Annotated in this window: 12 protein-coding genes and 1 pseudogene; 6 read left to right on the top strand and 7 right to left on the bottom strand. The window is 46.5% G+C overall.

Annotated features, from left to right (window positions below; all coding sequences use genetic code 11):
• A pseudogene (locus tag B5D58_RS13725) lies at nucleotides 1–138 on the top strand (IS481 family transposase); the annotation flags it as partial.
• 276 nt (nucleotides 139–414) lie between these two features.
• On the opposite strand, the gene B5D58_RS12875 reads toward B5D58_RS13725, so the two are convergent.
• From B5D58_RS12875 to B5D58_RS12860, 4 genes are read right to left on the bottom strand one after another with little or no spacing between them, the layout of a single operon-like run.
• Nucleotides 415–846, bottom strand: coding sequence for a putative toxin-antitoxin system toxin component, PIN family (locus tag B5D58_RS12875; RefSeq protein ID WP_011111951.1), 432 nt, complete (start codon nucleotides 844–846; stop codon nucleotides 415–417).
• 7 nt (nucleotides 847–853) lie between these two features.
• A complete protein-coding gene (locus B5D58_RS12870; protein ID WP_143023784.1) occupies nucleotides 854–1,042 on the bottom strand; it encodes a hypothetical protein in 189 nt (62 codons plus the stop codon).
• A 45-nt stretch (nucleotides 1,043–1,087) separates the two neighbouring features.
• Complete coding sequence (locus B5D58_RS14250; protein WP_011111950.1) at nucleotides 1,088–1,510, bottom strand: AbrB/MazE/SpoVT family DNA-binding domain-containing protein; 423 nt, start codon at nucleotides 1,508–1,510, stop codon at nucleotides 1,088–1,090.
• Nucleotides 1,491–1,841: a helix-turn-helix domain-containing protein gene (locus tag B5D58_RS12860; RefSeq protein WP_234989086.1), complete on the bottom strand. Its 351-nt coding sequence runs from the start codon at nucleotides 1,839–1,841 to the stop codon at nucleotides 1,491–1,493. Before B5D58_RS12860 ends, B5D58_RS14250 begins: the two co-directional genes overlap by 20 nt.
• Before the next feature lie 211 nt (nucleotides 1,842–2,052).
• Here B5D58_RS12860 and B5D58_RS12855 point away from each other — a divergent pair, with 211 nt between their 5' ends.
• Nucleotides 2,053–2,286, top strand: coding sequence for an AbrB/MazE/SpoVT family DNA-binding domain-containing protein (locus B5D58_RS12855; protein WP_011111948.1), 234 nt, complete (start codon nucleotides 2,053–2,055; stop codon nucleotides 2,284–2,286).
• Complete coding sequence (locus B5D58_RS12850) at nucleotides 2,273–2,677, top strand: PIN domain-containing protein (protein WP_011111947.1); 405 nt, start codon at nucleotides 2,273–2,275, stop codon at nucleotides 2,675–2,677. Before B5D58_RS12855 ends, B5D58_RS12850 begins: the two co-directional genes overlap by 14 nt.
• A 30-nt stretch (nucleotides 2,678–2,707) precedes the next feature.
• Here B5D58_RS12850 and B5D58_RS12845 read toward each other — a convergent pair whose 3' ends face one another.
• Together B5D58_RS12845 and B5D58_RS14245 are read right to left on the bottom strand one after the other, a co-directional pair.
• Nucleotides 2,708–2,986 (bottom strand): helix-turn-helix domain-containing protein, encoded by a 279-nt coding sequence (locus B5D58_RS12845; protein ID WP_011111946.1) that lies wholly within the window; start codon nucleotides 2,984–2,986, stop codon nucleotides 2,708–2,710.
• Nucleotides 2,970–3,161, bottom strand: a complete 192-nt coding sequence (locus B5D58_RS14245; RefSeq protein WP_234989087.1) for a type II toxin-antitoxin system RelE/ParE family toxin — start codon at nucleotides 3,159–3,161, stop codon at nucleotides 2,970–2,972. The genes B5D58_RS12845 and B5D58_RS14245 overlap by 17 nt, the downstream gene beginning before the upstream one ends.
• Nucleotides 3,162–3,655: 494 nt before the next feature.
• Here B5D58_RS14245 and B5D58_RS12835 point away from each other — a divergent pair, with 494 nt between their 5' ends.
• From B5D58_RS12835 to B5D58_RS12825, 3 genes are all read left to right on the top strand, one after another.
• Nucleotides 3,656–7,309 (top strand): CDP-glycerol glycerophosphotransferase family protein, encoded by a 3,654-nt coding sequence (locus B5D58_RS12835; protein WP_011111944.1) that lies wholly within the window; start codon nucleotides 3,656–3,658, stop codon nucleotides 7,307–7,309.
• A 189-nt stretch (nucleotides 7,310–7,498) separates the two neighbouring features.
• Nucleotides 7,499–8,803, top strand: a complete 1,305-nt coding sequence (locus tag B5D58_RS12830; RefSeq protein ID WP_158297465.1) for a glycosyltransferase family 2 protein — start codon at nucleotides 7,499–7,501, stop codon at nucleotides 8,801–8,803.
• A 276-nt stretch (nucleotides 8,804–9,079) separates the two neighbouring features.
• The gene (locus tag B5D58_RS12825; RefSeq protein WP_176766715.1) at nucleotides 9,080–9,901 is read left to right on the top strand and encodes a glycosyl transferase; all 822 of its coding nucleotides are present in this window, start codon (nucleotides 9,080–9,082) and stop codon (nucleotides 9,899–9,901) included.
• Nucleotides 9,902–9,957: 56 nt separating this feature from the next.
• Here the strand turns inward: B5D58_RS12825 and B5D58_RS12820 are convergent.
• Nucleotides 9,958–10,231, bottom strand: a 274-nt coding sequence (locus B5D58_RS12820; protein ID WP_143779567.1) for an integrase core domain-containing protein, incomplete at its 5' end; no start/stop codon positions are given.

Genomic DNA, 10,231 nt, shown 5'->3' with positions numbered 1-10,231 from the left:
GATCTGGATGATTGGATGGCGTACTACAACAGTGTGCGGACTCACCAGGGAAAAATGTGCTGTGGACGCACCCCGATGCAAACTTTAATTGACGCAAAGGAGATATGGGACGATAAAATTACCGAATTGAATAACTGAATCTGATCTAACAGGCACTCGTCAAATCGGGTAACTGTCAGATCAGATCTCAACTACTACAAATAAATTTCCATAGGCCGCAGTTGTAACCCTTCCTACTTCAAACGCCAGCCCGCTCCTGCGGGCCTTTTGTTATCTAATCCTAGATCGTTTTTCTTCTAGTTGGAATCGTGGGGATTCCCCTGTGAGTCAAAATAAGAAAGGAGGTTATTTCAATCTTGTTTCTGCTTTGTTCTGCTTCCCTCTTCCGCTGGCGTGAGAGGGGAGAGTATATTTTCAACAACCTGCAAACTCAGTTAAAAAAACGTCAGCGGCCAGGATCCGGCAATCGAACATTCCTGCCAGCACCAGCAAATCCTTATCTCCAGTGACCAGTACATCTGCTTTGCCAGCCAAGGCCAATTGCAGAAACGGTATATCCGCCTGATCACGGCAGGGTGGTGTTACGGGAGGAGGGTTGGGAATGATAGCCGTTAAACAATAAGGCAGATAATCTGCCAGTAATTCTTCCTGTTCGCTCGCAGTGAGCTTGAACTTGGGGTAAGTCAGAGCACGAATCAACTCTGCAGCAGTTTCCCGAGAGATCAAAGGATGGATTCGTCCCGTTTGCCATAAATTTCGTAAGGGTGTGAGGCGGCTACTCTGGAATACCAGCGCCGACAACACCAGATTTGTATCCAATACCACCCGGCTGACGGCTTTGCTCATTTTCATCCTAAAAACCGCGGTTGGACGTATCCGAGTGTGCGTCTGGCGCACTGCCTGGCAAGGCGCGACGAGGCGCATGGTTATTCCCTGCAACGAGGAGCAACGCAGCCAGACAGCGTGCCAGGCGTGTAATCGGGTACGTAGCGGCCTCACCCGTCGGGTTGGCATGAGTGAAAGCAGCAAGCTCACTACCCATCAGGGTTTCCAGGGGCTGATCAGCGATCAACTGCGGTTTTTAGGTTCATTCAGTTGCCGATCCTTTTACCGGTTGGCGCGCCCAGGTAACAGCATCCATAATATCTCGTTCACCCAGATCCAACTCTGCCAGCTTGGCGCGCACTGCATCGGCTCGCTGAATGCGTACCGGCGTCAGTACTATTTGTCCGTTACGTACCTCTATTTCAAAATACTCACCGGCACCAACAGCTGTTGTTACGCTCTTGGGCAGGGTCAACTGATTTTTTGCTGTCATTTTTGCAAGCATATCGAACACCTCGTCAATGTAAGGAATCCTTACTTTATGGTTTGGATGCCGGTTAGTCAACTGGTCGGTTTCCAGGTGCCATGGCAGCGTTTTATCCTTTTGGTTTTCGCCTTTCCCGGCGATCTTTTTATACTTTGTTTTTAGCTTGTGTACTAATTCCCTATACAACAGTAATCCCAATCCGTTTGCCGACCCGGATCGCCAGAGTGATGAGCATATCCAGGCTGAATTTTTCCCATTTGCCACGCATCAGATCGGATACGCGGGATTGTCCAATGTTAAGCACTTTGGCAGCTTCTTCCTGAGTCCATTTACGTTCCCGGATTGTTTTGCGCAAATTGCTCATCAATTCTGCTCGCAGGGTATAGATAGCTGATTGCTCCGGGTTGAATCCCAGGTCAGCCTGGTAGGTTGGGGTGAATGCAATGAATCCCTGCTTTTTAGTTTCAATACTGACCAGTTCCCGCGATATTCGGTCACGCAACATCGTCAGTAGTTTGACCCGATCCACGAGGCGGTGAACGGCTCAGGATCAGTGTGTGCAGAGAATCGTTGCACCAGTCATTCGGCACGCTGAGTGGTGATGGCCAATAATGCCTCTCATTTAAGCAACCCTATGTCCTGATGATTCTACGGCTCTGCAAACCCATCGGCGATGCTTGAGGATAATAATATAAAAATATACACTAGAAGACTGTATATCTTTTAAGGGAGATTATTTAATGCAGGTTTCAAAATGGGGCAACAGTCTGGCAGTCAGATTACCCGCATCAGTTGTTGAAATACTTGATCTCAAGGAAGGTGATTCTATTGAAATTCACGTGGCAGGTGCCCGTGACATTGAAATCATGAAAACACCGGAAGCCCGTGAAATCCTTGAACGACTGAGAAAATACCGTGGGCGATTACCGAAAGACTTCAAATTTGATCGCCTTGAAGCGCATGAAAGATCATAGTGCTTTTCTGGATACGAATATCCTGCTGTATCTTTTATCCGAAGATGAAACAAAATCTGTTCGGGCGGAAAACACTATTGCAGCTGGCGGCTTTATCAGTGTTCAGGTGCTCAATGAATTCGCAAGTGTGGCCCGGAGGAAACTGAACATGTCCTTTGCTGAAATCCAGGAATTTCTTTCACACATACGCATGATATGTTCCGTAGTGCCGGTTACTGTCGAAGTACATGATCAAGGGCTCCGGATAGCGGAACACTATGGATTTTCGATATATGATGCATTGATCATCGCCGCAGCATTATCGGCTGATTGCACGATCCTTTATTCAGAAGATATGCAGAACAGCCAAATAATTGATGATCGGCTTCTAATTCAAAATCCCTTTGCTTGATATTTTGTTTTTAGCTTGTGTACTAATTCCCTATACAACAGTAATCCCAATCCGTTTGCCGACCCGGATCGCCAGAGTGATGAGCATATCCAGGCTGAATTTTTCCCATTTGCCACGCATCAGATCGGATACGCGGGATTGTCCAATGTTAAGCACTTTGGCAGCTTCTTCCTGAGTCCATTTACGTTCCCGGATCGTTTTGCGCAAATTGCTCATCAATTCTGCTCGCAGGGTATAGATAGCTGATTGCTCCGGGTTGAATCCCAGGTCAGTAAATATATTTCCGCTGGAGTCAGTTATTTTTTCCATTGGTTATCTCCTTTATGATTTGCCTATAACGATCGTGCTTGCTGGTTTTCTGTGTTTTCTTCTGAAATGTATGCAGGACATATATTGTGTCCTGCATTTTTGCCACGTAAATTACGCGCCACTCACCCATTATGTGAATCCTGATCTCGTAAGCCCCCGGCCCAACGGCAAGCATTGGTTTGAAATCAGATGGCATCAGCCCTCCTCTGTACCGCGAAAAGCTCGAATCCGACTGCTTTGCGAGCTTCTTCCGGAAAATTTTTCAGATCATCAAGACTGGAACCAATGAATTTAATGAGTTTGATAATATAAATATTTTGATATTTTATCAATGTATTTATATTAAATTCTTCTCTACAGCATTTAAAACAACGCTATTTCCCGGCTTTTAGCGTCTTCCCTCTGCGTTAATCTGCATCCCTCACATTAAAACCGTCCATTTCGTCATCCGGAATGGAGCTGGTAGAAGGTTTTATCTGCATTGCATAAAAGAAAGACGCCAAAAACACCTTGGTTATTCACGATCATGCTGAATAAAGATCCGATAACAGGGGGGATATCGGCATTTACTCCTGATTTGAAAGCCAGCATCTGGAATAGGATATGACATAAATGTGAACAATTAACAAAAAGTGATTCTGTCTTTTAGTATGGGAGAAACAATAAACAATGAATCAGCCAACAAACTTACTTAAGGTTCCCGATACCGTTGAGAACTTTCAATCAGGCGGGTTGAAAGAAGCAGATGAATCTTTATCGTTTCAAGATCAGGGAGAGCTTGAATACCGAAGATCGGTTGATCAGAAACTGGTAAGTGTTGTGGCTGAAAATCGGCGTTTACATGCATTAGTGGATGCTCAGCGTCAATTGCATCATCTTGAAACGCATAATGCGCTCAATGTGCGGCTTGGTAATATTCTGATCCAGGCTGTGGATTCTCCGAGCACATTGTTATCGGTGCCTGGAAAGCTTCTCGCTATCTGGCGCCAGTCAGTACGTAAAAAGCCACCTGCGGTGCTGGGGGGCAAAGGGTTTGGCAAGGTCATTTCCACTTATCAGGAAGAAGGGTTTGCAGCAGTTGAAAAACTGCTGACCAGGCCATCCATTTCACCCGTCATGCAGGCTAATGCCTGGACGGCGTTATCCCGGCATTTGATGCAAAACAAACGTGACCATGCCGCGGAAGCCGCGCGGCGTGCATATGCGCTTGACCCGAAACCCTACCGATTGAAATGGCTCGCTTTCAGACTGCATGAAGCCGGTGATGTCATTGAAGCAGCCGCGATGTTGGAGTTGCTGCCGGCAGATACACCCTTCAGCAGTTCTGAGACACGACAGGCAGGCAGATTACAAAAAGAAGCGAAACTGGCGCGCGAGCCAGGCCGGGAACTGGAAAAATTGAAACAATATCCTGCTGAAAAGGTCATCCGGGTTTTGCGGCAATGCAGCTGGTTTGATGCCGCCTGGTACTTTACCCAATATCCTGAGGTTAGGGAGAGCGGGGCAGACCCGGTTGATCACTATTTTTATCATGGAGCCGCTGAGGGGAAAAACCCTGGCCCTTTTTTTGATACATCACGTTATCTGGAACAACATCCGGAAATTTTGGAAACCGATCTCAACCCGCTGCTGCATTACGTGGAAATCGGTTTTTATGAGGGGCTGAAAGCCGATCCCTGCAACCGATGGTTAAGGTTGTTTGATAAACAGATTACCGATCTTGGCAAAACCGGCAATACAGCGGGTCATGAAAAATACACAGTTGTTTCAGCTGTTTATAACGTAGCCGCCTATCTGGATGATTTCTTCTACTCGATGACGTGCCAGACACTGGATTTCCGTTCCCATATTTACCTGATCATGGTAGATGATGGTTCTACTGATCATTCAGCAGATATTATCCGGCGTTGGCAGGCAAGTTACCCGGAAAATATCCTGTATTTGCATAAAGAAAATGGGGGTCAGGCCAGTGCACGTAATTTGGGGTTGCAACAGGCACATACTGAATGGGTGACCTTTATTGATCCCGATGATTTCGTCGCTCCCGATTATTTTCAGAAAGTGGATGATTTCCTGGCACAGCAAGCCGCCAAAAAGACAGCTGAAAAATTAGCACTGCTTTCATGCAATTTTATTTTTTATCGGGAAAATCAGGACAGCTTCAGCGATACCCACCCATTAAAGTACCGGTTTGCCAAAGGTGATCGTATTTTTGCTGCAGATGATCTGGAGAAACACCTGCAGTTAACAGTTAATTCTGCTTTTTTCAGGCTGTCTTTACTGCGAGAACAAAGCCGGTTATTTGATGAGCGGATCAAACCCAATTTTGAGGATGGCCATTTTGTCGGCTGTTATCTTCAGCCACTTAAAAGCAAGCAAGTGGCTTTTCTGGTTGCGCCACGTTATTACTATCGGAATTTTACGGAAGCCAATTCTATGCTTGATATCAGTTGGCAAAAAGAAGAACGCTTTGATGAGGTGATGATTTACAGTTATCAGGCATTGTTTGATGCTTATATTGCACGAGGCTACAATGTTCCAAAATATGTACAACGTACCGTACTTTATGATCTTGTCTGGTATTTAAGAAAAATCGTAAATCGTTCGGAAACAGTTGCATTTCTTGCACCTTCTCAAAAAGGGCGCTTTCTTGCTCACTTGGATAAGCTGTTTTCCGTTATTACAACGGATACCATTGTGGAATTTGAGCTGGCTGGCTGCTGGTTTTTTCACAAAGTCGGAATACTTTCCGCATTCAAGCAATTAAAACCTCCCTTCCAGATCGTCTATGTAGAAAGTTTCGATTGGGCCAGGCAGCAGGTACTGTTGCGTTATTTCCATGGCGAACAACCTGCTGAGGAATTTATTGTTAATCAAAAAATTGTTGCGCCGGCATTTGAAAAAATCACTGCGCATGATTTTCTTGAGCGTACTTTTGTACAGGATCGCAGGGTCTGGCTGCCGCTGAGCCAAAAAGGGAAACTGGAAGTACGGCTGGATAATGTAGCAGCGCGTATTTCCATGGGTGGCAAACAGGTGGGGAAAACAATTGATGTGCAGGCGATCCGCGAACATTTTTCTGCGCTTCAGCCTGTGCGCGAGGGGAAATATGCCGGCGCCTGGCTGTTTATGGACCGGGATACGCAGGCGGATGACAACGCCGAGCATCTGTACCGTTATGTGTGTCGCGCTATGCCGCAACTGCCTGTTTATTTCCTGTTACGTGAAGAATCGCATGACTGGCCACGCCTGCAGGCAGAAGGGTTTCAATTGATTGCTTTTGGTAGTGCAGAACACCGGCTGGCGATGCAAGAATGTACCAGGATGGTGAGCTCTCAAGCCGCTCCTTATGTGGTCGACCCTTTCATTGATGGCGGTATCAAGCGACGTCAATTTATTTTTTTGCAGCATGGTGTCACCAAAGATGACTTATCGCGTTGGTTGAATAGTAGACGTATCGATTTGCTTGTAACTGCTTCACCAATTGAACAGGTCTCATTTGCCGAGGATGGTAATCGGTATAAATTCACTTCCAAGGAAGTCATCCTTACGGGTTTCCCGCGTCATGATGCCCTATTGCAGGGTACTGGGCAGAAAGAAAAATTGATTCTAATCATGCCTACCTGGCGTAAATACTTACTTGGTGAATTAATTGATAAGAGCAGTGAGCGTATCATGCGTGAGGGCTTTATGGATACGCTCTACGCGCGCTCATGGGGAGGTTTGCTGTCTGAGCCGGCTCTTATGGCATTGGCGCAACAGCGGGGTTACCGGATAGTCTTTTTTCCTCATGCCAACATACAATCTTATCTTGATCAGTTCAACTTGCCGGCCGGCATTGAGGTGTTGTCACACATGGATGGCAGTATTCAGACACTTTTCCAGCGAGCAGCATTGCTGATTACCGACTACTCCTCCGTTGCATTTGAAATGGCCTATCTCAAGCGCCCGGTGGTTTATTGGCAGTTTGATGAAGAAGAATTTTTCTCTGGGGCTCACTCGTATCAGAAAGGCTATTTTGATTATCGCCGCGACGGTTTTGGTCCGGTGTGCACGGAAAAGCAGGAAGTGTTGACTGCCATGGCAGACTTGCTGGCACGCGATTGTCAGCCCTCTGATGAATATGCGAAACGCATGCATAATACTTTCGCCTGGCGTGACGGCCAATGCTGCGAGCGTGTGTTGCAGGCAATACTGGCACTCGACCACGTTGTGGAAGAATCTGAGAATGTCGGTATATTCCAGCGCATTCGAACCGGCTTGCGCAGACTGATCACAAGGCGTTTGCCTGATGCGGCTGGAGATACTGTCAGCAGCCAGTAACGGATAGTAGCAATGAAGTCACTATCAGAGCATGTTGATTTTTCTGAAAGTAAAACGGGCAATAGTTCATCTGAATCTGAGACTGGCCAGACGCTGATATTTTTACTGGCTGATCTGGCGCAGCGGCAGCAGATAGATAACACGCTCCAATCTTTTCTGAATGAATCGAACGCGGAAGAAATTCTGCTCGTGGCAAATATCCGGTGCGCGGACGATGAGGTCTGGTTAAGAAAATACTGTGCCCGTTTTCCTTCGGTAAATGCGATTCTTAACCGTCGGGCTAAATCGGCGACAGTACTCGAAGCACAGGGGCGCTGGCTGGCGCGTTACCGCTCGCAGGTAGTGCTGTCGGTTGATTGTGATGAGAGCGGCGTCAAGATTTTACGTAAGGTATTACCGTTTTTTACACCTCCTGTTGCGATGGAGATGCAAAAAAGCACACTATCTTGCCAACCGGGAGAACAGGGGCTTACCCTGATTATTCCGGCGCATGATTGCGACTTGTATCTGACGGATTGTCTTGCGAGTGCGCTGGTTATCGAAAGTGATAAAACGCTCGTTGTGGTCGATGATGGCTCATTGGATGATACACATGGCGTAATTGCTGGCTTTGCCAGTCAGTATCCGGAAATTATTGATCATATCTCTATTTGCAAGGCGAGCGGTTTGCCCGCCGTGCCGCGTAATATCGGTTTGGCAAGTGTGCAAACCGATACATTCGGTTTTATTGATGCTGATGATTGGATTTCGCCGGGGGAATATACGTCCGCTTTGTATGAAATGCAGCAGATGAGTGCTGATATTGCGACAGCTGCCGGATTTACCCGCCATTATCCAGATAGGACCGAATCGCTCCTCCAGAAATGCTTTACGATTCCTGAAAATGAACCGGCCAACGTGCTGGAGGGTTCGTTTTTTTCCAATATATGGAATCGTATTTATGCCAGAAGTATTCTGCTTCGTAGCGGTGCTTATTTCCCACGCACCCATTTCTCTGAAGATTTCTGCTTCTCGGTCTGGTCACATTTTTATGCAGAGAAAACAATTCAGGTCTCTGTAAGTTTTTATCATCACCGCTATGGTCGGCAAGGCTCTACCACTGATAATCGAGCCGGGTCGGGAGCTTTTAGCCACATTACGGAATTTCATCGCGAACTGGAAATGTATCTGGCAGACCCGTTTATGCGAAAAGCCCTGGCTACTATTCTGAGAAAGCGTATGGGTTCTTTTCAGTACACACTTAAATTACTGCCACCCGAACTGATTCAGCCATTCAAAACAGCTTTGCAGGAAATGTTGAAACCTTTGAATCGTTATTTTATTTCCGATAAGGAGCCAAATAAACGCGATATCGCTACTTTTGCGGCACTGGGAATATCAGATTTGTTATATCAGCGGCCCCGTTCAAAGTTTCTCGGGATGCGAAATTGGGGCAGAAAATGGCTTGGGATGTATCAGCAGTTAACAAAAAGAGAATCGCATGAAAATTCGTAAAGCTGTTTGGGGCACATGATGATAGTTAATCTATTCCTGATTTATACGATGGTGTACACAGGGCTATTGGGAAAAATGTCTTGTATATTGTGTGGGATGGCAAGATGGACGGTTGAAGAATGACACTTCTCGAAGCGATGCGAGTTGTGCGACGGCGCAAGGTGATTTCTATCGGTGTTATCTGTATTGCCTTTCTCGGTCTATCGAAATACCCAGAAAATTTGCTTATGGTATAACTCCGAAATTGTTTTTCAATCTGGCAGTCATGCATTTGGCATGCTGCTTTATCCGGAGTTTGTAAAGTTGCCAACTATCCTGTTTGTCTGCACAAATGGTGCCGGCATGGGTCATTTATCCCGTTGTTTGTCTTATGCACGTCAGTTGCAGGGTCAGGTCGAGATCATGTTTTTTTCGCTGGCTTCAGCGATCGAAATTATCGAGGAAATGGGTTTTCCAGCAGATTACTTCGTTTCGCCCAACTGGTCTCGTACAAGTTCCGCAGACTGGAATCGTGAATTGTGTTTTCGCCTTGGCCTGATACTGGAGCATGTTCGTCCGTCAGTCATTGTCTTTGATGGTACCTGGCCATATCAGGGATTTATTAATGCCTGTAGAGAATATGGCAAGGCAAAGATTGTCTGGTCGCATCGGGGTTTGCACCAGGCAGATAAGGCTAAATCATTTCCGCATCAGAAGAATATGTTCAGCCTGATTATCAAGCCGGGTGAGGCGGGTGATGAATCTGGCTGGGAGGAGAGTGATTTCGACTGCCCGCAGGTACGTGTTCCACCCGTTTGTCTATTGAGGGAAGAGGAGTTGCTGGATAGGGTACAGGCCAGAAGGGCGATGGGATTGAGTGAGAACGGACGTTACGCTTTGTTTTCCCTGGGAGCCGGTAATATCAACGATGTCGAAAATATCGGGGAGGGTCTGATACAGCAGTTACAACAGGCAGGCTTTGAAGTTGTCTGGGCGAATAATCCCATATCCATTAAAGATGTTGTACTACCTGAGGGTGTGCAGCCGGTTTCGGTATATCCCCTGGTTCGCTATTTTCGCGCTTTTGATGTGTTTGTTGGGGCATCAGGTTATATGTAGTAGTTGAGATCTGATCTGACAGTTACCCGATTTGACGAGTGCCTGTTAGATCAGATTCAGTTATTCAATTCGGTAATTTTATCGTCCCATATCTCCTTTGCGTCAATTAAAGTTTGCATCGGGGTGCGTCCACAGCACATTTTTCCCTGGTGAGTCCGCACACTGTTGTAGTACGCCATCCAATCATCCAGATCGTGTTGTAACTCTTCAATGGACTGGTAAATCTTGCGCCGGAATGTCACCTGGTAGAACTCCTGCAAGATGGTTTTGTGAAAGCGTTCGCAAATACCGTTGGTCTGCGGATGATTGGCTTTCGTTTTGGAATGTTCG

Source organism: Nitrosomonas europaea, from assembly GCF_900167395.1.
GTDB lineage: Bacteria > Pseudomonadota > Gammaproteobacteria > Burkholderiales > Nitrosomonadaceae > Nitrosomonas > Nitrosomonas europaea.
Note: the sequence above shows the minus strand (reverse complement) of the source record. Positions and strands in the feature narration are given on the sequence as shown.

What these genes read in the sequence shown, in the direction of transcription:
- B5D58_RS12875 (WP_011111951.1), bottom strand. Translation starts at nt 846, where the DNA reads ATGAGCAAAGCCGTCAGCCGGGTGGTATTGGATACAAATCTGGTGTTG.
- B5D58_RS12870 (WP_143023784.1), bottom strand. Translation starts at nt 1,042, where the DNA reads ATGGGTAGTGAGCTTGCTGCTTTCACTCATGCCAACCCGACGGGTGAG.
- B5D58_RS12855 (WP_011111948.1), top strand. Translation starts at nt 2,053, where the DNA reads ATGCAGGTTTCAAAATGGGGCAACAGTCTGGCAGTCAGATTACCCGCA.
- B5D58_RS12850 (WP_011111947.1), top strand. Translation starts at nt 2,273, where the DNA reads ATGAAAGATCATAGTGCTTTTCTGGATACGAATATCCTGCTGTATCTT.
- B5D58_RS12845 (WP_011111946.1), bottom strand. Translation starts at nt 2,986, where the DNA reads ATGGAAAAAATAACTGACTCCAGCGGAAATATATTTACTGACCTGGGA.
- B5D58_RS14245 (WP_234989087.1), bottom strand. Translation starts at nt 3,161, where the DNA reads ATGCTTGCCGTTGGGCCGGGGGCTTACGAGATCAGGATTCACATAATG.
- B5D58_RS12835 (WP_011111944.1), top strand. Translation starts at nt 3,656, where the DNA reads ATGAATCAGCCAACAAACTTACTTAAGGTTCCCGATACCGTTGAGAAC.
- B5D58_RS12825 (WP_176766715.1), top strand. Translation starts at nt 9,080, where the DNA reads ATGCTGCTTTATCCGGAGTTTGTAAAGTTGCCAACTATCCTGTTTGTC.